Origin of the sequence: Larsenimonas rhizosphaerae (assembly GCF_026240105.1) — a bacterium.
Lineage (GTDB): Bacteria > Pseudomonadota > Gammaproteobacteria > Pseudomonadales > Halomonadaceae > Larsenimonas > Larsenimonas rhizosphaerae.
The window spans coordinates 1249166-1269294 of sequence record NZ_JAPIVE010000001.1; the positions used below are offsets into that span (position 1 = coordinate 1249166).

At 59.6% G+C, this 20129-nt stretch carries 18 protein-coding genes and 1 other RNA gene; 4 read left to right on the forward strand and 15 right to left on the reverse strand.

Annotation, left to right across the window (positions count from 1 at the left end):
- Positions 1-31: 31 nt before the first annotated feature.
- The 15 genes from ftsA to rsmI all read right to left on the reverse strand — a co-directional run bounded on the left by ftsA (position 32) and on the right by rsmI (position 16549).
- Positions 32-1315, reverse strand: a complete 1284-nt coding sequence (gene ftsA / locus OQ287_RS05790; protein WP_250937592.1) for a cell division protein FtsA — start codon at positions 1313-1315, stop codon at positions 32-34.
- 222 nt (positions 1316-1537) lie between these two features.
- Positions 1538-2248 (reverse strand): cell division protein FtsQ/DivIB, encoded by a 711-nt coding sequence (locus OQ287_RS05795; RefSeq protein ID WP_250937594.1) that lies wholly within the window; start codon positions 2246-2248, stop codon positions 1538-1540.
- Between the two features lies 1 nt (position 2249).
- Positions 2250-3194 (reverse strand): D-alanine--D-alanine ligase, encoded by a 945-nt coding sequence (locus OQ287_RS05800; protein WP_265895814.1) that lies wholly within the window; start codon positions 3192-3194, stop codon positions 2250-2252.
- Positions 3191-4603 carry a UDP-N-acetylmuramate--L-alanine ligase gene (murC, locus tag OQ287_RS05805; protein WP_250938052.1) on the reverse strand — a complete coding sequence of 471 codons (1413 nt, stop codon included), beginning with the start codon at positions 4601-4603 and terminating at the stop codon, positions 3191-3193. Before murC ends, OQ287_RS05800 begins: the two co-directional genes overlap by 4 nt.
- A 19-nt stretch (positions 4604-4622) precedes the next feature.
- Positions 4623-5711: an undecaprenyldiphospho-muramoylpentapeptide beta-N-acetylglucosaminyltransferase gene (murG, locus tag OQ287_RS05810; RefSeq protein ID WP_265895815.1), complete on the reverse strand. Its 1089-nt coding sequence runs from the start codon at positions 5709-5711 to the stop codon at positions 4623-4625.
- A complete protein-coding gene (gene ftsW / locus OQ287_RS05815) occupies positions 5708-6913 on the reverse strand; it encodes a putative lipid II flippase FtsW (RefSeq protein WP_250937614.1) in 1206 nt (401 codons plus the stop codon). The genes murG and ftsW overlap by 4 nt, the downstream gene beginning before the upstream one ends.
- Positions 6900-8252 (reverse strand): UDP-N-acetylmuramoyl-L-alanine--D-glutamate ligase, encoded by a 1353-nt coding sequence (gene murD, locus OQ287_RS05820; RefSeq protein ID WP_322974100.1) that lies wholly within the window; start codon positions 8250-8252, stop codon positions 6900-6902. Before murD ends, ftsW begins: the two co-directional genes overlap by 14 nt.
- A 1-nt stretch (position 8253) precedes the next feature.
- Positions 8254-9336: a phospho-N-acetylmuramoyl-pentapeptide-transferase gene (gene mraY / locus OQ287_RS05825; protein ID WP_265895816.1), complete on the reverse strand. Its 1083-nt coding sequence runs from the start codon at positions 9334-9336 to the stop codon at positions 8254-8256.
- Positions 9337-9360: 24 nt separating this feature from the next.
- Entirely contained in the window at positions 9361-10713 is a 1353-nt protein-coding gene (locus tag OQ287_RS05830; protein WP_250937617.1) for a UDP-N-acetylmuramoyl-tripeptide--D-alanyl-D-alanine ligase, read from the reverse strand.
- On the reverse strand, positions 10703-12205 hold the full coding sequence (locus OQ287_RS05835) for a UDP-N-acetylmuramoyl-L-alanyl-D-glutamate--2,6-diaminopimelate ligase (RefSeq protein WP_265895817.1): 1503 nt from the start codon (positions 12203-12205) through the stop codon (positions 10703-10705). Before OQ287_RS05835 ends, OQ287_RS05830 begins: the two co-directional genes overlap by 11 nt.
- Positions 12202-13926 (reverse strand): peptidoglycan D,D-transpeptidase FtsI family protein, encoded by a 1725-nt coding sequence (locus OQ287_RS05840; protein WP_250937619.1) that lies wholly within the window; start codon positions 13924-13926, stop codon positions 12202-12204. The genes OQ287_RS05835 and OQ287_RS05840 overlap by 4 nt, the downstream gene beginning before the upstream one ends.
- Positions 13923-14258, reverse strand: a complete 336-nt coding sequence (gene ftsL, locus OQ287_RS05845; RefSeq protein WP_250937620.1) for a cell division protein FtsL — start codon at positions 14256-14258, stop codon at positions 13923-13925. The genes OQ287_RS05840 and ftsL overlap by 4 nt, the downstream gene beginning before the upstream one ends.
- Before the next feature lie 8 nt (positions 14259-14266).
- On the reverse strand, positions 14267-15214 hold the full coding sequence (gene rsmH / locus OQ287_RS05850) for a 16S rRNA (cytosine(1402)-N(4))-methyltransferase RsmH (RefSeq protein ID WP_250937621.1): 948 nt from the start codon (positions 15212-15214) through the stop codon (positions 14267-14269).
- Between the two features lie 44 nt (positions 15215-15258).
- Positions 15259-15611: RNase P RNA component class A (gene rnpB, locus OQ287_RS05855), an RNA gene on the reverse strand.
- A gap of 77 nt (positions 15612-15688) precedes the next feature.
- Positions 15689-16549 carry a 16S rRNA (cytidine(1402)-2'-O)-methyltransferase gene (rsmI, locus tag OQ287_RS05860; RefSeq protein WP_265895818.1) on the reverse strand — a complete coding sequence of 287 codons (861 nt, stop codon included), beginning with the start codon at positions 16547-16549 and terminating at the stop codon, positions 15689-15691.
- A 108-nt stretch (positions 16550-16657) separates the two neighbouring features.
- On the opposite strand from rsmI, the gene OQ287_RS05865 reads away from it, so the two are divergent.
- The 4 genes from OQ287_RS05865 (at position 16658) to OQ287_RS05880 (ending at position 20048) form a co-directional block, all read left to right on the forward strand.
- Positions 16658-18427, forward strand: coding sequence for a penicillin-binding protein activator (locus OQ287_RS05865; RefSeq protein WP_265895819.1), 1770 nt, complete (start codon positions 16658-16660; stop codon positions 18425-18427).
- Positions 18408-18776, forward strand: a complete 369-nt coding sequence (locus OQ287_RS05870) for a YraN family protein (protein ID WP_265895820.1) — start codon at positions 18408-18410, stop codon at positions 18774-18776. Before OQ287_RS05865 ends, OQ287_RS05870 begins: the two co-directional genes overlap by 20 nt.
- 104 nt (positions 18777-18880) lie before the next feature.
- Positions 18881-19474: a phosphoheptose isomerase gene (locus tag OQ287_RS05875; RefSeq protein ID WP_250937631.1), complete on the forward strand. Its 594-nt coding sequence runs from the start codon at positions 18881-18883 to the stop codon at positions 19472-19474.
- 7 nt (positions 19475-19481) lie between these two features.
- Positions 19482-20048, forward strand: coding sequence for a BON domain-containing protein (locus OQ287_RS05880; RefSeq protein ID WP_265895821.1), 567 nt, complete (start codon positions 19482-19484; stop codon positions 20046-20048).
- Positions 20049-20129 lie beyond the last annotated feature (81 nt).

Consider the following 20129-nt stretch of genomic DNA (forward strand, 5'->3'; position numbering starts at 1 on the left):
GTGGCTATCGGTCGATAGCCCCCTGAAGTTATTAAAAGTTTCCTTTGAACCAGCGCTTCACTTTCTCTAGCGCGGAAAGCGCGTCCTGCGACTGGGTGCGCTCTGCGGGATATTTACGCGACGTATCACCGGGCTGGCGAGCCGGACCTTGGGGCGCCTGACGGGCATGCCTGATACCGTATAGCAGCAGCCCGACGCCTGTCGAATAAATCGGATTACGCACTACATCCGCCAATCCCCTGACATTCTGCGGGCAGGCGATACGCACCGGCATGTGGAAAATATCCTCTGCCAGTTCGACCACGCCTTCCATCCGGGAGGTGCCCCCCGTCAGTACAATACCTGCCGCAACCAGATCCTCGAATCCACTGCGACGCAGTTCTTCACGCACCAGCGTAAACAATTCCTCGTACCGCGGCTCGACCACCTGCGCCAGAGACTGGCGAGACAGGTCACGGGCCGGACGATCACCTACGCTTGGCACCTTGATGGTTTCATCACTGCTGGCCATCTGGGTCAGTGCACAGGCGTATTTGACCTTGATGTCTTCTGCATACTGCGTTGGCGTACGAAGCGCCATGGCAATATCATTGGTGACCTGATCGCCGGCGATGGGAATTACTGCCGTATGGCGAATCGCGCCTTCGGTAAAAACGGCGATATCCGTGGTTCCGCCACCGATATCCACCATGCAGACACCCAGCTCACGCTCATCTTCGGTAAGCACCGCATGGCTGGATGCCAGCTGCTCCAGAATGATGTCATCAACTTCAAGGGAGCAGCGATGGACGCATTTCTCGATATTCTGTACGGCATTGAGCGCCGCCGTGACCAGATGGACTCGTGCTTCAAGCCGAACGCCGGACATGCCCAACGGCTCACGAATACCTTCCTGAGTATCGATGGCATATTCCTGAGGCAGCACGTGAAGAATGCGCTGACCTTCGGAAATTGCTCGAGCACGGGCCGAGTCAATGACACGCTCGATATCCGAGGGCGACACTTCCCTGTCCTTGATGGCCACAACGCCATCGGAGTTCATCGAACTGATATGACTCCCCGCGATACCCACATATACTGAATGAATATCACAGCCAGCCATGAGCTCAGCTTCTTCGATGGCGCGCTGAATGGACAATACCGTCGATTCGATATTTATCACGACGCCTTTTTTCATGCCTCGTGAGGGATGAGAGCCAATACCTACAATTTCGACACCGCCATCATCGGCAGGCTGCCCGACAATGGCAACTACCTTGGATGTCCCGATATCCAGCCCGACAACCATATTGGATACATTGGATTCACCTGCCATAGGTCGGGCCTGCTCCTTGTCCAGCTCGGTATAAATATGAAAAAGATCACCGTGCACCTACCCTGGCAAACGGTAAAAAAACAGAAAACCACATATATTATGTCGAGAATACGGCGATTAACGCCTGAAAGAAATACCTGTAAGCAAAGTCGCTGTATAATTTAACGTATGAAAACGGGTTTTAACTTAAGGTAATAGAACCATTTTTAATCATTTCAGGTATTAATCTGCCGCCGCACTTTCACCATGCCAGGATACCGCTATCCCGTTAGGGTAGCGCAAATCAATATAACGAATCGATCGATGCCTGCTTTCAAGGTCGCGCTGCCAGGCGGCGATGAACCTCTTCAGGCGCTGCTCCCGGTCGTCCTGGCCTACCATGACCCAGAAATTGTCATTGGCCTGAAAGCGCCACGCACCGCGAGGTTCAAGTCGCAACTGGGATACGGACAACGACAGCGGCGTCAGAAGCCTTTGAAGGTAATCGAGGTAATCAATCACTTCCGGACCGCTGCCCGGCGGCCCTCCCAGATGCGGCAACTGACCCACGTTCGTCACCCCCTTGAGGGAAAAGGCCTCACCATCCTGGCCCAGCAACTGTCCGTCGTTCCAGTAGGCGACCGGCCGCCGCTCATCGATATCGACCACCAGCGTACTGGGCCACCGACGTGATATTCGTGCATTCCTTATCCAGCCGGCCTGCATGATTTTCGTTCTCAGATCCTGCAGGTCAACCGATAACCAGGTCTGCCCCTTCACCATGGGCAACACCTGCTGATTGAGGTAGGCCGTGTTGATGTGCCTGAGCTCACCCTTGATGGCAATACGCTGTATGGGCTTGTCCAGCCACAGCCACAGCGTGCGCCCCCCTGCCCCAAGCAGGGCAACGATCAACACCAGCCCCAGCAACCGATTGGAAACCACGCTTGCCATATTAAGCCTTCAACGAAGAAGAGGATGAGGCAGGCAGGGTCGTATCAAGAATACGACATACCAGCGCATCGAAATCGATCCCGATATGTGCAGCCGCCTGAGGCACCAGGCTATGACTGGTCATGCCCGGCGAAGTATTGACCTCAAGCAGCCAGAACCCACCCTGAGCATCACGCATGATATCAACACGTCCCCAGCCCTCGCAGCCGACGGCGTTGAAGGCCGCCAGACTCAGGGCTGCCAGCTCGGCCTCGTCATGCTCGCTCAGACCGCTGGGCAGCAGGTAGCGCGTTTCGTCGGAAAAGTACTTGGCCTCGTAATCATAAAAGCCATTGGGTGCTTCCACGCGAATGGCCGGCAACACCTGCTGCTCAATGACCGATACGGTATATTCCTCCCCCTCGACAAATCGCTCAGCCATGACGGCATGGTCGTAGTGGCAGGAACGCTCCCAGGCCACCTTCAGGGCATCCCGGCTACGCACGATCGTAAGCCCGAGTGTAGAGCCTTCATTGACGGGCTTGATGACCATCGGCAGGCCGATGCGATCTGCCAGCGCATCCCAGTCGGTTGATGCATCAAGCCGCTCGCTTTGAGGCGTCGGTAATCCCAGTGCACTCCAGACCTGTTTGGTACGAACCTTGTCCATGCCCAGCGCCGAGGCCATCACACCGCTACCGGTGTAGGGAATATGAAGAAGTTCCAGCGCGCCCTGAAGCGTACCGTCCTCCCCTCCCCGGCCATGCAGGGCAATAAAGACCCGATCCGGCGCCAGAGCGATCAGCCCGGGCAGCCCGGCCTCGGCAGGATCATACCCAATGACATCGATGCCGTTTTTTTCGAGAGAGGCCAGTACTGCCCCACCACTCATGAGCGACACGTCTCGCTCGGAAGATGTACCGCCATACACCACTACCACGCGCCCATACTGCTCAGGAGCCGTCATGTCATGTCCTCTTCACTGATCTGCAGCTGGCACCGGGCCAGCGTCGTGCTGATACTGCCGATATCCCCAGCGCCCTGGGTAATCAGAATGTCACCATCACGCAACACGTTTTCAAGTAGCGTCGGCAAGGCCGACTTGCCCTCCACAAACAACGGGTCGACCTGGCCACGCTGGCGAATCGAGCCGGCCAGCGACCTGCTGTCTGCCCCGGGAATGGCGGCTTCGCCGGCACTGTAAACGTCCAGCAGCAGCAGGGTGTCCACATTCGAAAGCACCCTGACGAAATCTTCATAAAGATCATGCGTACGGCTGAAGCGGTGTGGCTGATACAGCATGACAAGACGTCGCTCCGGCCATCCTTCCCGTACGGCCTTGATCACCATTTCCACTTCACGCGGGTGATGACCATAGTCATCCACCAGCATGACCTGTCCCTTGCCACCTGCGATTTCGAAGTCACCATGAACCTGAAAGCGGCGCCCGACCCCTGCAAATCCGCGAAGGGCTCGCACGATAGCATCATCACTGACCCCGGCATCACATGCCACCGCAATGGCTGCCAGCGCGTTCAGGGCATTATGTTCGCCAGGCATCGACAGACAGACCGGCAGAGGGACACCCGAAGGACGCTCCACCGTAAAACGCACCAGGCCCGCATCCTGTGTGAAATCGGTGATGCGGTAATCGGCTTCGGCATCAAACCCGTAGGTTACAAACTGCCGTTGCACCCGGGGCATCAGCCGCCGAACGATCGGGTCGTCCAGGCACAGTACCGCCAGGCCATAAAATGGCAGGTTGTGCAGGAACTCCAGGAAGGTATCCTGCAGCCGCTGAAAATCCCCTTCATAGGTGGCCATGTGATCGGCATCGATGTTGGTCACGATCGAGGTCATGGGCTGCAGGTGCAAAAATGAAGCGTCAGACTCATCCGCCTCTGCCACCAGGTAATCCCCTTCACCCAGCCGCGCATTGGTTCCTGCACTGGTCAGCCTTCCCCCGATGACAAAGGTCGGATCCAGGCCGCCTTCAGCCAAAAGGGTGGCGGTAAGACTGGTGGTGGTGGTCTTTCCATGTGTACCCGCCACCGCAATGCCATGGCGAAAACGCATCAATTCCGCCAGCATTTCCGCACGGCGGACAATGGGAATGCGGTGTTCCCGGGCGTGCTGAATCTCGGGGTTGGTCGTATCAATGGCGCTGGACACCACCACGACGTCCACGTCGTACGCGTGCTCGGCCTGATGACCGATATAGACACGGATACCGTGCGCCATCAGATGTTCGGTGACTGACGAGGCATTGAGATCACTGCCGCTGACATCAAACCCCTGCGTTTTCAACACCTCGGCAATCCCGCACATGCCCGAACCGCCGATACCGACAAAGTGGATGCGGCGAATGCGGCGCATACCGCTGCGAGACTCTTGATTACTGATCAAACCCTATCTCCATGCAGTCTCTGGCCATGATGGTCATGGCCTCCAGTTTTGCCTGCGCGCGTGCCTTGTGTGCCATGTCGGCAAGCACATCAGCAGACAGCAGCGTCTCAAGCGTGGTAGCCAGCCCCTCATCATTCAACGAAGACTGTCGAATCATGACCGCAGCGCCATGGTCAACCAGAAAGCGCGCATTGACAGCCTGATGATCGTCAACGGCAAACGGATAAGGCACCAGCACGGACGGCTTCCCTGCGGCAGCCAGCTCCGAAACGGTCAGCGCTCCGGAGCGACAGATCATCACATCAGCCCACTGATAAAGCGCGGCCATATCGGTCACGAATTCCGACACTTCGGCTTGTATACCAGCCTGTTCATAAGCCGCACGCGCCGCATCCCCCTTGCCGCGACCGGCCTGATGGCGCACCAGCGGACGCTTCGCGTCAGGCAGGCGCGCCAGGGCGGCTGGAACCGTGTCATTGAGTGACTGTGCGCCCAGAGAGCCTCCGGTAATTGCCAGATGCAATGGCCGGTCAGTCATGTCCGCAACCTCACGGGGCGGCTCGCCCAGCATCGCAATGTCATTACGCACCGGATTACCTACAACAATGGCTCCTCGCCGGTCCTTGAATGCCCCGGGAAAGGCGGCATACGTCCGGGTCGCCAGGTATGAAAGCAGTGTGTTGGTCATGCCGGCCACTGCATTTTGCTCGTGGATCACCAGCGGGCAGCCACCGAGTCGGGCGGCCACTCCCCCAGGGCCACTGGCAAATCCACCCAGGCCAATCACGATGCCAGGCGACACGGCACGAATCACCTGCCGCGCCTGGTGCAGCGCCGCTACCAGTTTGAAGGGCGCCTTTAACCAGCCGGCAGCGCCATTGCCACGCAGTCCGGCCACGCGTACATGATGCAGTGGGTACCCGGCCTCAGGCACCAGTGTATTCTCGATCCCACGAGGGGTGCCCAGCCAGTGCACCTCCACCCCAAGCTCGGTCAACGCCCGGGCCAGTGACAGGGCCGGAATAACATGTCCGCCCGTCCCCCCTGCCATGATTAGTGCGCGTCTCGGCGTACTCATGCCTGACCTCCCTGCTCAGCCTTTTTGACCTCACGCCTGTTGCGCTTGCTGACATCTGCGGCAATACGGCGACGTGCCCGCGTCTCACCATCAACCCGCAAAAGCAGCCCTACCATGGCACCGCTGACAATCAGGCTGGAACCACCATAACTCAGAAGTGGCAACGTCAGCCCCTTGGTCGGGAGAAAGCCGATATTCACGGCAATATTGACAAAGGACTGAGCCGCAAAGACCAGCCCGATGCCATAACAGACATAGGCTGAAAAAAGCCGTCCCGAGGTTTCGGCCGTGCGTCCCACCACAAAGGCCCGCGAGATGAGAATGCCGAACAGGATCACGACCCCTACCGCGCCGGCCATGCCCAGCTCTTCCGCCAGAACAGAAAACACGAAGTCGGTATGCGCTTCCGGCAGATAAAACAGCTTTTGAACGCTATTGCCCAGCCCGAGCCCTTCCCAGCCACCGCGTCCGAAGGCGATCAATGCCTGGGTCAGCTGATAGCCGGTGCCGTACTGATTGGCCCAGGGATCAAGAAAACTGGTAATACGCTGCATACGGTACGGCTCCGCCACCGCCATGAAGGCCCCCAGAACGACCACGCCGCCGGAGAGCAGCATGAAACGCCATAGCGACGCCCCGGCCAGCAGCAGCACTCCCATGGCGGTAGACAGCAGTACCACGGTTGCTCCGTAGTCCGGTTCAAGAATCAGTAGTGCACCCAGGCCGAAGGTCAGAAACAGCGGTGCAAGAAACCCCCACCAGGTCGTGCGTACCCGCACCAGATGACGCTCGATATAGCCACTGAGATAAACCACCATGAACAGCTTGGCCACCTCGGAGGTCTGCAGATTGATGGGGCCTAACGATATCCAGCGGCGGCTGCCGTTGACCTCGCGCCCGACCACCAGCACCGCCGCCAGCAAAATGGCTGCAATCAATAGCAGTGTTGGACCATTACGGCGCCACCACACCATCGGCACCCGCATGACCACAAAGCCGCATACTGCAGCCATCAGTACGAAGATGCCATGACGGATACTGTAGTAATACGCGTTACCGGTCAGACTGGTCGCCACCTCGGTGGACGCAGAGGTCACCATGATCCAGCCGATGGTCATCAGCGAAATGGCCGACAGCAACAGCCAGCCATCGATGACATGATGCTCGGTAGACCAGCGGCGCTGCCATTCACTCCACTTCATGAGCCTGCTCCTGCTGCGTCACATACTGCCGAAACGCCTCACCGCGCGCTTCAAAATTTTCGAACTGATCAAGGCTTGCACAGGCGGGCGACAAGAGCACCACATCACCGGAACGGGAACATGCGACAGCGGCCTGGCAGGCCTCTGCCAGCGTATCCACACACTGAACAGCCACATGGGGTGCCAGGGCCACCTCCAGCAACGCCCGATCACGTCCGTAGACAATGGCCTGCCCGCAGCCACGCAGGGCGCGAGCCAGCGGCGAAAAATCCGCCCCCTTGCCAATCCCGCCTGCCAGCAGAATCAGCTGTCCATCGCACTCGGCACGGAGGCCGTCGATAGCCGCCAGGGTCGCGCCGACATTGGTTCCCTTGGAGTCATTGATCCAGGCCACCCCCTTATGATGTGTGATCAGCTCCATCCGATGAGGCAGCCCCTTGAAGCTTGCAAGAACCCGGCACATCGAGGCCATCGACCAGCCCATGGCCTCGCCTATGGCAAGCGCTGCCAGCGCATTGGTCAGATTATGCTCGCCCTGCATGACGACGTCGGCCGCCTTGATCAGGGGAATCTCGCCGTGCATCAGCCAGCGTTCGCCGTCGCGATCGGCCAGCCCCCATTCATCTGGGGATCGGGGCGCCTTACGGGTAAAGAAGGCCGTCGGCATCGAAGGCACCACCGGGTGGGTCAACGGATCCTGGCGGTTGGCAATGGCCAGATGCGCTCCTTCGAACACGCGCTGCTTGGCCCGGCCATATCCTGAAAGATCCCCATGGCGGTCCAGGTGATCCTCGCTGAGGTTCAAATAACAGGCCACGTCGGCATGGAGCGGCTCGGTGGTTTCCAGCTGAAAGGAAGACAGCTCCAGGATATACACATCAGCGTCCTCGGGCAGCTCCAGAGCGGCCAGCCCCAGATTACCTCCCACCGCCGCCTTGATACCCTGCGCCTGGGCCATGGCTCCGACCAGCGTGGTCACGGTGGACTTGGCATTGGAACCGGTAATTGCCACCAGCCGCGACGCCGGAAAACGTTGACGGCGACGAGCAAACAGGGCCAGTTCGCCCACCACACGGGATGGCAGGCCTGGCGTCAACGGCGATACCCCAGGACTGATAACCACCTCGCGGGCCAGACGCATGTCCAGTGCCGACAGCTCACCGGTGTAGACAGCCACCGCTGGAAATTCAGCCTGAAATGCCGCAAGCCCCGGAGGCGCGACGCGCGTATCGGCCATCATGAAAGGCACGTCTTCGCAGGCCAGGTGACGTGCGATCGCCATGCCGGACACGCCTAGTCCCACTACCAGTGTTACGCCGTCAGGCACCTGATTGATCATCTCAGCGCACCTTCAACGTAGCCAGCCCCAGCAGCACCAGCACTACGGTAATGATCCAGAAACGCACAATGACACGCGGCTCGGGCCAGCCCTTGAGCTCGTAGTGATGATGTAGCGGCGCCATGCGGAACACGCGCTTGCCGGTCAACTTGTAGGAAGTGACCTGAATCATGACCGAGAGCGTTTCGGCCACAAACACCCCACCCATGATGAACAGCACGATCTCCTGACGCACTACGATGGCGACGGTACCCAGTGCAGCGCCGAGAGCCAGCGCTCCCACGTCGCCCATGAACACCTGAGCGGGATACGTGTTGAACCACAGAAAGCCCAGCCCGGCACCAACAATGGCCGCACAGAAGATGGCCAGCTCCCCCGAACCCAGAATGAACGGAATATGCAGGTAGGAAGCGAAGACACTGTTGCCACTGGCGTAGGCAAATACAGCCAGGCCCATGGCCACCAGTACGGTCGGCATGATGGCCAGACCATCCAGGCCATCCGTCAGGTTGACGGCATTGGAACTGCCGACGATGACCAGGTAGCTCAGCACCATATAGAAGGCACCCAGCGGAATCACGATCTGTTTGAAAAACGGCACGATCAGGCTGGTTTCGGCTGGCGAGTGCGCCGTGGCATACAATACGACAGCGGCAATCACGCCAATGACGGATTGCCAGGTATACTTCCATTTGGCCGGCAGGCCGCGAGGATTCTTCTCGACCACCTTGCGGTAATCATCAACCCAGCCAATGGCACCGAAGCCCAGCGTTACAAGCAGCACCAGCCAGACATAGATATTGCGCAGATCGCCCCATAGAAGCGTCGATACCGCGATCGACACCAGAATCATGACGCCCCCCATGGTGGGCGTTCCTGCCTTGGAAAGATGTGACCTGGGACCATCGTCCCGCACGGCCTGGCCAATCTGCCCGTCGACCAGACGACGGATCATCCAGGGGCCTATCAACAGGCACATCAACAGTGCTGTCAGCGTGGCAAGGATCAAGCGCAGCGTCAGATAACCAAACACATTGAAACTGCTGTTGATGTGGGACAGCAGTTCACTCAAAAAAAGCAACATAGTATTTTTTTCACCTGCTTCTAATTACCGACCTGCCGACAGCGCCTCGACAAGACGCTCCATTCGCGCTGAGCGCGACCCCTTCACAAGCGCACTGGCACCGGCAGGCAAGTGCTGCAACGCAAACGCTTCAAACGCGTCCCAGTCGTCAAAGTGCCGCCCTTCGGAACCAAATGCCGCCGCCGCAGGCTGTGCACCTTCTCCAAACGTGCAGATCATGTCGAGCCCGGCCTTGCGTGCATACGCGCCAACCCGATAATGGGAGTCTTCGCTGGTGCTTCCCAGCTCACCCATGGCCCCCATGAAAAACCAGCGGGGGCCCGGCAGCGAGGCAAGCACGTCTATCGCCGCACACATGGCACCGGGATTGGCATTGTAGGAATCATCCAGCAGCCGGGTACCTCGACATCCGGCGACCGCACGCATGCGCCCCCTGCCGGATTCAAACGACGCCAGCCCGGCAAGGATGGTATCCCCGTCAAGACCCGCCAGCTGCGCTGCTGCTGCTGCTGCCAGCGCATTACTGACGTTGTAGCGACCGAGCACACCCAGCTGAACTCGCCCGAGACATTCGCCATGAGCCATCAGATCGAAGGCATAGTGCCCATCGGCGTCACACGTCAGCGCCTCCGCCCGGACATCCGCCCGGGGATCAAATCCAAAACTGACCACTCGCCGGGGAGAGGCACAGGCAGACCAGAATGGAAAATAGTGATCGTCATGATTGAGCACTGCGACCCCATCATCAGGCAGCGCCGCAACCAGCTCCCCCTTGGTCTGGGCGATCAGTCCCGGACTTCCAAACTCACCGACATGCGCCCCCGTCACATTGGTTACTACCGCGATGTTCGGTTCGGCCAGTGACGCTGTCCAGGCAATTTCACCGGTATGATTGGCCCCCAGTTCGATCACGGCACGACGATGATCAGGCAGTAACCGAAGCAATGTCATCGGGGCGCCAAAATCGTTGTTGAGATTACCCTCGGTCACCAGGGAAGGCGCCTCTCGAGACACGATCGCCCCCAGCATTTCCTTGACCGTGGTCTTGCCGCTGTTACCGGTCACGGCCAGTACCTGGCCTCCCCACTGACGCCGAAAGGCCCGTCCCAGCAGCCCCAGCGCCAGCCGTGTGTCCGGCACCACCAGCTGACGGACATCATCATCTTCCGCCTGCTCGACCAGGGCCGCTGAAGCTCCCGCCTGGAGTGCCTGTGCCACGAACCGGTGGCCATCAAACTGCTGGCCTCGCAGCGCAACATATACGTCCCCGGGCTCAAGACGCCGGGTATCGGTCACGATGCGATTGAATGTACCACCGAGCCCCTCGGGTATTGTGATCTGCAGTACGTCAGCCAGCCGGCGCAGTTCATGCATCATGACGCGCCTCCAGTGCTGTCCTGGCGATATCGTGATCGGAAAAGGGATGTTTGATGCCGGCGATCTCCTGATAGGTTTCGTGGCCCTTGCCGGCAATCAGAATCACATCGGACAGGGCCGCTTCGCGAATCACCTGCTCGATTGCCTGACGACGGTCAGCCACGGCCTGCACTCCCGGCACGTCCTTCACGCCGGCCAGCATCTCGTCACGAATCGCGGCGGCAGATTCGCTGCGTGGATTATCATCGGTAATCACCAGCCGGTCTGCCCCATCACACGCAGCGCGAGCCATCAACGGACGCTTGCCGCTGTCCCGGTCACCACCACAGCCGACCAGGCACCAGAGCCTGCCCGGCACGTGATCCCGAAGGGCTTCAAGGGCATTGGTCAAGGCATCAGGCGTATGCGCGTAATCGATGATCACGGTGGGCCCGGGTGCGGCGATACGCTCCATTCGGCCTGGCACCGGCGCCAGTTGCGCCATCGCCTCAAGAAGCACCTCCAGCGGCGCCAGCGCCTGACCGTAGGCGGCGGCCAGCGCCAGCAGGGCGTTGGTCAGGTTGAAATGCCCCATCAGCCCCAGCGATAGTGTGACCTCGCCCTCCGGCGTCATCACGCGTGCAGACTGCCCCGTATCCTCGGGGTGATGTGACAGCACCCTGAAGTCGGCGCTGTCGCCATGACCAACACGAAGGACCCGAACTGCCGGGCCGCAGCCCGCCACCATCAGCCGCGACAGAGGATCATCCTCATTGACCACCGCCAGAGCCAGTTCCGGTCGACGAAACAGTCGCGCCTTGGCTGCGGCGTAGGCCGCCATGCTGCCGTGATAATCCAGATGATCCCGGGTCAGGTTGGTAAATATGGCGGTGTGAATCGGCGTGGCCGCCAGGCGGTCCTGATCCAGAGCATGCGAGGAAGCCTCGAGCACGACCCGCGTCACCCCATCGGCTGACAACGCCCCCAGTGCGGCCTGAATGCCCACGATGCCCGGCGTCGTCAGGCCGGTATCCGTCAACTGCCCTGGACGCCCTACGCCCAGCGTACCCATAAGCCCGCATGGCCCCGCGACCGCTTCGGTCAGTGACGCCAGGTAATGGGCTACCGAGCTTTTGCCATTGGTACCGGTCACTGCCGACACGAACAGGCTGTCCGACACCTGATGGATTCCTCTGGCCAGCACGCCCAGCCGGCCCTTCAGGTCAGTTACGGCCATCACGCGGTGATCGCCTTCAACCGGCCCTGCTTCAGCATCGTCATCCACATGAGCAAGCACCAGGCCAGCTTCTGCCTGCAGAGCCTGGACGATATAGTCTCGTCCATCGGCGACTACGCCAGGCACCGCCAGGAAGACATCACCGGCCCTGAGCAGGCGTGAATCCGTTACCAGACGTGTTCTGGCCGGCAGAACCGGCCAGACGTTACCCGGCCAGAGGGTTTCAAGCATCTGCAACACACTGGCGCGCGTGACCGTGTCGCTTCCTGAATTCATCGTGTGGCCTCCGCGGTATCATGAGGGTCATCCGGGGGCACATCGAGCAGTCGGAGCGCCTTGCCGGCAACCCGGGCAAAGATCGGCGCCGCCACCTGGCCGCCGTAGAATTCCTTGCCCTTGGGGTTATCGATCGAAATCATGGTAATGATCCGGGGATTACTGGCGGGCGCGATGCCGACAAAGTTGGCACGGTACGCCTTGCGCTGATATCCCTCGGCACCCACCTTGCGCACGGTACCGGTCTTGCCGGCTACCCGATAACCGTTCACGGCCGCCCGATGACCACTGCCGCCGGGCTCTACCACCGTTTCCATCATCTTGAGCACCTGATGGGCGATTTTGGCCGACACCACCTGCTTGCCCTTGACCGGATCGCGCCGTTTGAACAGGGTGGCCGGAATACGCTCGCCATCGTTGGTAATGGCCGTATAGGCCGCTGCAATCTGCAGTGCCGATGCCGACAGACCATAACCGTAGGCCAGCGTGGCACGCTTGGCCTTTGACCAGCTGAAGGGCGATGGCAGGCTGCCGTCCCCTTCACCCGGGAAATTGATCTGCTCCGGGGGCTGCCCAAGTCCCATTGCGTTGTACATGTTCCAGACTGCCGCGTCAGGCAGCGCCAGCGCCATATGTGTCATGCCGATGTTCGAGGACTTGGTAATGATGCCGGTCATGGTCAGTTTGCCGAAATCGAGGCTGTCCTTGATGGTGTAGCGGTGGTCCAGCACCATCCAGCCAGGCGACGTATCAATAACGGTATCCGGCGTAAACTTGCCTGAGGCAAGGCCGGCGCACATGGCAAGCGGTTTCATGACGGACCCGGGCTCAAAGGCATCGGTAATCGCACGATTCCTGAGCCCGGCCGGGTCGAGGTTGGCCCGGTTGTTCGGATTGAAGGACGGCGCATTGGCCATCGCCAGCACCTCGCCGTTGCGGGCATCAATCATGACCAGTGTACCGGCATCGGCATGGTGCTCGGCCACGGCAGCCTTGAGTTCGCGATAGGCCATGTACTGCAGACGCAGGTTGATGGACAACTGCATATTGCCGCCGGGTTCAGCGTCACGAATCAGGTGCAGATCACGGACCAGCCGCCCCTTGCGGTCCTTGAGGACGCGGCGCTTGCCGGGCGTACCGGTCAGGTAATCGTTATAGGCCAGCTCCAGCCCTTCCTGCCCCTTGTCGTCGATATTGGTCACCCCCAGAAGCTGGGCCATGACCTCGCCGGTAGGGTAATACCGCTTGTACTCATGCTGGCCGTATACACCGGTAATCTGCAGATCCAGCACGCTCTGGGCCGGCTCCGGCGTTACCTGACGCTTGAGATACATGAAGGATTTATTGCGGTAGTTATCCACTCGCGAAATGAAATCCGCCGGTCTCTCACCCAGCGCCTGGGCCAGTTGCGTCAGCGTGGCCTTGTCCGTGGGCAGTTCCTGGGGATTGGCCCAGAGCGTCACTACCGGCGTGGACACCGCCAGCGGCTCACCATCACGGTCGGTAATCATTCCCCGGTGGGCATCTATGGTTTCAACACGGAGCGTACGGGCATCACCCTGCCCCTTCAAAAAGGGCTGATCCACCACCTGCAGATACACGATGCGCCCGGCCAGTACCACCAGCGCCATCAGAATCAACAGGACAATGAACCGAAACCGCCACGGAGACATGGCATGGTGCGTCGAGGAAGAAGGCGCCTGATTGCGTCGCTGGCTCATGGACGAATTACTCTACTTTCATTGACATCAGGCACATGCATATCGAGGCGCTTGCGTGCCAGTGCCTCGATCCGGGAGGGAGAAGACCAGGTACTTTCCTCCAGCAGCAGACGACTCCACGTCGTCTGCAACTGATCATGCTGGCGCTCCATCTTTTGCAGGCGCACATACTGGACCCGCGTATGGTGTGCGCTGGAAACCACGACAAATGCCGAGATAACCACCAGCAAAAACAGAATACCCACCCCGACATACGTCACCCGAAAGCGCGGACTGAAGGGGAGCTGTCCGAGAAATTCATACCGTAGCTGTGAGCGCCTGCGCTTCGCCATACGTCCTCTTATGCCAGTTTTTCCGCTACACGCATGACAGCACTTCGGGCCCTGGGGTTCATTTCTATTTCATCCCGGGTCGGTTTGAGTGCCTTGCCGACAAGCGTCAACCGCTTGTTGAGCTGGTCATCGCGCAGGGGCAAATGCCGGGGCAACTGGTCGCCGCGCGCCTTGTCACGCATGAAGCGCTTGACGATCCGGTCTTCCAGCGAGTGAAAGCTGATCACCACCAGACGTCCGCCCACGGCCAGCGCCTCAAGCGCGCTGTCGAGCGCACGCTCAAGTTCCCCCAGCTCATCATTGATATAAATGCGAAAGGCCTGAAAGGCTCGCGTGGCAGGATGCTTGTGCTTTTCCCAGGCGGGGTGCGCATCCTTCAGAAGGCGCGCGAGGTGATGGGTGGTCTCGATCGGCCGTTCAAGCCGTTCGGTGGCAATTGCACGCGCCAGCCGCTTTGCATAGCGCTCTTCACCGTAGGTTTTCATCACCCAGGCCATGTCCTGCTCGGAGGCCGTCGCCAGCCAGGTGGCCACACTTTGACCGCTGTCCGGATCCATCCGCATGTCCAGCGGGCCATCACGCATGAAGCTGAAACCGCGCTCACCATCATCAAGTTGAGGCGAGGACACGCCAATATCCAGCAAAATGCCATCGAGACTGCCATGCAGGCCCTGCTCATGAGCCAGATCGCCCAGTGTCGAGAAGGTACCGCGGGTAATTGAAAAGCGGGGATCGGTGATTTCGGCTGCCGCCGCCAGCGCGTCAGGGTCACGGTCCATGGCCAGCAGCCGGCCGGCATCGTCCAACAGCCCCAGGATGGCGCGGGAATGGCCGCCTCGCCCGAAGGTGCCGTCGATATACGTACCGGAAGGGACCTGCACCAGCCGGTCCACCGCCCCGTCGAGCAGGACGCTTTTATGAATGAAGTCCTGAGACGGTGCGGGGCCTGATGACATTGAGGGGTACTCGAAGCTATAAATTGGCTTGCGGAAAGGAAATGGGAGGGAGTCGGCCTGTAAGCCGGGTTCTGTCGAGGACAGTCATTCCTCTAGGAGACGCGTCACCACGTCCCTCAAGCAACCTACCCGAACCCAGTGCGGGCCACACCTCAGGGTTCCTATTTGGTCTTGCTCCGAGTGGGGTTTACCATGCCACGAGCTGTTGCCAGTCGCGCGGTGCGCTCTTACCGCACCCTTTCACCCTTACCGGCAGTCAGACTGCTTTGGCGGTCTACTCTCTGCTGCACTTTCCGTCGGCTCGCGCCGCCCAGGCGTTACCTGGCACTCTGCCCTGTGGAGCCCGGACTTTCCTCCCCCGAAGACATGCTTCAGCGGCGACTGTCCGGCCGACTCCCAGGCGGAGAAGAATACCAGTGCCCCTGCCCCCCCTCAACTGCTGTTTTTGATCAGTGACATCTGGATGCACTTTTTCTACACGCCGTTACCTTTATCCAGAAGTCGTTGATACCACTGCTTTTTGCGTCCACCCAGCAACCTGGCCGCAATGGCCGCCGATTGTTTGACCCCCACACCCTCGGCTTGCAGGGCCTCGAGCAGCGCCTCGGCTTCAATATCAACATGCTCCTGCTGGCCTTCCAGCGCCGGCGCTCCTTCCACCAGCACCACAAACTCGCCCCGCGCCTGATTGGGATCTTCCTCGATGCGAGCCAGCAGTTCAGGCGGCGTGCCATCCAGAAAGGTTTCGAAGGTCTTGGTCAGTTCACGCGCCAGGACGACACGACGCTCGGGCACGAGCGATTCAAGCGCCTCGAGAAAGGCACGAATCCGATGGGGAGATTCATAAAAGATCTGGGTTCCCACGCTTCGCACGCTGCGCTCAAGCTCTTCCAGGCGAGCCTGCGCCTTCGCCGAAACAAACCCGCGGAAGGTGAATGGCTGCGAAGGCAGTCCGGCTGCACTCAACGCCGTGACCAGGGCGCAGGGACCGGGGACCGGCACCACGCGACTGCCACGTTCACGGAGTGCCTGCACCAGACGATACCCCGGGTCGGAAATAAGCGGCGTACCGGCATCGCTGATCAGTGCAATGTTCTGCCCCTGCTCGATACGCGCGACCATCGTATCGATCCGCGACGCTTCATTGTGCTCATGGAGTGACATCAAAGGCCCGCGAATACCGAAATGATCCAGCAGCCGCGCACTGTGACGGGTATCTTCCGCAGCAATCAGGTCAGCCTCGCCCAATAGCCGCAGGGCACGCGCGGAAATGTCTTCGAGGTTACCAATCGGTGTGGCAACCACGTACAATGCCCCTTCGTGATTTTGAGTCATTCGCTGTCCACATTCTGTACAGATCACTGTCTCAGTACCGCCTCCAGGCGGACACATGGAGAAGGCGCCAGACGCCCCGATCAAGGTTGATTAAAGAGGCAAGACTACATGCGTACCTCATGGCGATCCGCCGCTGCCATAGCGGCCATCACCCTTACACTGGGCGGGTGTGCGGGCTCATCGATTTCTCGCCCCTTTGGTGGTGGCGAGCCATCGGCTCAGGCACTGATTACCCAGGCACGGCAGCAACAGGGCGCTGAAGCGGCCACTACCCGGCTTCAGGCCGCCGGTATCCTAGCACGGCAGGACAGGACGGCGCAGGCGCTGGATCTGCTGAAAAACATGAACGACACCCTGCTACCGGCCGATGGTCGTGTGCAGTGGGCACTGCTGACCAGCCAGACGGCCATTACCCAGCACGATGGAAAATCAGCCCTGACGGCCATCGAGTCGGTAGAATCCATCCCCACCTCCGACAGCAATCGTCAGACACTGGCACAGCGCAAGGGCGAAGCACTTGGCCTGCTGAATCAGCCCCTCAAGGCCGCCATCACGCTGATTACACTGCAGAATGAAACCGATGATACCAGCCTGAATGATGCCATCTGGCGTCAGGTAGCACGGCTGGATGAAACGCAACTGAACACCCTTTCCGACACTGGCGGCTGGTCTGCAGGCTGGATCAGCCTGGCCCAGGTCGCCAGAGACCAGGGCGGCGACCTGCAGCAATTGTTCGATGCAGTATCACGCTGGCAACAGTCACGCCCATCGCACCCTGCATCCAGACGCCTGCCCAGTGACCTGGCCGCGCTGGGTGATGCCAAAGGCCGTCAGATCAGCCGCATCGCTGTATTCCTGCCGGAATCCGGCCCGCTCAAGACCATTGCAGACTCGATTCGCGAAGGCATCAGGACACGTAACTCAACGGCCGCGTCTGCCGGCGAACAGATGCCTCAGATCACCTTTCATGATTCCAGTGGCCAGGACATCAAACGCCTTTACGCACAGGCCATGATGGAGGGTGCCCAGCTGGTTATCGGGCCCCTGGACAAGGACAAGGTCACCTCGCTTGAGAAGATGGGCAATGTACCCGTTACCACCCTGGCCCTGAATTACGGCACCAGTGACACCAACAAGGCCGACAATCTTTACGAATACGGCCTGTCTGCCGAGGATGAAGCGCGTGAAGCCGCACATCGCGCCTGGGTGGACGGTCACCGCAACCCGGCTGTCATGGTCCCTGACAATGACTGGGGGCAGCGTGTCATGGAGGCCTTCCAGCAGCGGTGGCAGCAGGAAGGGGGCCAGCTGGCCAGCAGCGTAAGCTATGACCCGAAAGGATCTGTTGCCTCCGCCGTCAGCAAGGCCCTGCGCAGCGGAAGAACTCCCGACGCCCTCTTTCTGCTGGCACTGCCAGGCTATGCTCGTCAGATTCCGCCCACATTGAACTATTACTACGCCAACAATCTGCCGGTCTACGGCACATCCCACCTCTACCAGGGCACCCCACAACCTCACCTCGACCATGACATGAATGGCGTGCTGTTCTGTGATATTCCCTGGCAGATCCCCGACCCTGCAGCAGGCGGCAAGGAGGCATTGCCCTTTGCCGATGACTACCGCCAACTGGCGCAGGGCGATTCGCCATCGCTGCTCAAACTCAAGGCCATGGGCGTTGATGCACTGGAACTTGGCCGACGCCTGCCGCTGATTCAGCAGGTACCTGCCAGCGAAATGCGGGGCGCAACCGGTACACTGCACCTGGGCCCACAGCATCGCTTTCAGCGCATACTGCCCTGGGCGCAGTTCAAGAACGGCATTCCTTCGCTGCCTACCCTGACCTCATCGAGCAGCGTCAATGTGGACGAAAGCCTCTAACACCCGTGCTCGTGGCGGCCGAATGGAAACCCTGGCCGCGCGCTGGCTGCAGGCCCGGGGCCTGCAGCTTGTTGCACGCAACCTGACCTTTCCCGGTGGGGAACTGGACCTGATCATGCGCGAGGATGATACCCTCGTGTTTGTCGAGGTGCGGTACCGCAAGTCAAGCGCCCACGGATCAGCGCTTGAAAGCATCACGCCGGCAAAGCAACAGCGCCTTATCCGGGCCGCCACTCGCTACCTGCAGAAATTCCCGCAACCGGCATCGCGCTTTGATGTCGTGGCTCTGGACGGTGATGAAGCCGCGCCCGACATCCAGTGGATACGCCACGCCTTTGACGCCTTTTGAGCCACACTGGCATCGCCAGGGCTGGACTGGCATCATCGCCGCAATACCCTTGTTATCAGACCCGGTTTTTACACCCCTGTCACCCGAAAGCGACCGAGACCGCCATGGACCTTCAATCCCGCATTCTTGACCACTTCAATGCCAGCATTGACGCCAAAACCTATGCCAGCGAAGTACTTCCACCCTTTATTGAAGCTGCCAGCGCCATGATGGTTCAGACGCTGATCAATGATGGCAAGATTCTGGCCTGTGGCAACGGCGGCAGTGCCGGCGACAGTCAGCACTTCTCGTCCGAGTTGCTGAATCGCTTTGAGCGCGAGCGTCCCAGCCTTCCAGCACTGGCCTTGACGACCGACACCTCAACACTTACTTCGATTGCCAACGATTACAGCTACAACGAGGTATTCTCCAAGCAGATTCGCGCGCTGGGCCAGCCCGGCGACATCCTGCTGGCAATCTCGACCAGCGGTAATTCAGCCAACATCATACAGGCCATCCAAGCTGCACATGATCGTGAAATGAATGTCGTCGCCCTGACCGGACGGGATGGTGGCAACATGGCCTCCCTGCTCGGCCATGAAGACTGCGAAATTCGCGTACCTGCCACCTCCACGGCACGCATCCAGGAAGTGCATTTGCTTGCCATCCACTGCCTGTGCGACCTTATCGATCACCAGCTTTTTGGCAGCAACGAGTAACAACGCCATGAAAAAAACCGGATACCTTACCGCCGCTCTTCTGGTCGCCTCTCTGGGGCTGACCGGCTGCAGCGTATTCAGCACCAACGCCAATCCCAATGACTACACCACACGCACTCAGACCGAGATTCAGGGCGACAAGCAATTGCAGCATGCCCTGCTGAACCTCTACCTGCAGGGCGACAGCCGCTATGGTGAAAGCCATGTGAATGTGGATGCCTATAACGGCTATGTACTACTGACAGGACAGGTTCCCTCTCAGGACCTGAAGGATCTGGCAGGCGAGGCCGCCAAACGCCATCGTGGCGTCAGCGGCGTACGCAATGAACTTACCGTGGGCGAAAACACGTCACGAACGCAGCGCATCAAGGACAGCTGGATTACCACGCGCATCACCTCAAAGCTGTGGACGAATAACCGCATCAACGGTGACAGCGTGCATGTTATTACCGAGAACGGCAGCGTTTATCTAATGGGACATGTCAGCCATCGCCAGGCAGACACCATTACCGCAACGGCTACTCCGATCGATGGCGTGAAACGCGTTGTCAAGGTCTTCCACTACATCGACTGATGTACGTTCGACGACGTCTTGAAAGGCCATAAAAAAAGGCAAGCCCGAGGGCTTGCCTTTTTAGTGCGACACATGCAGTGG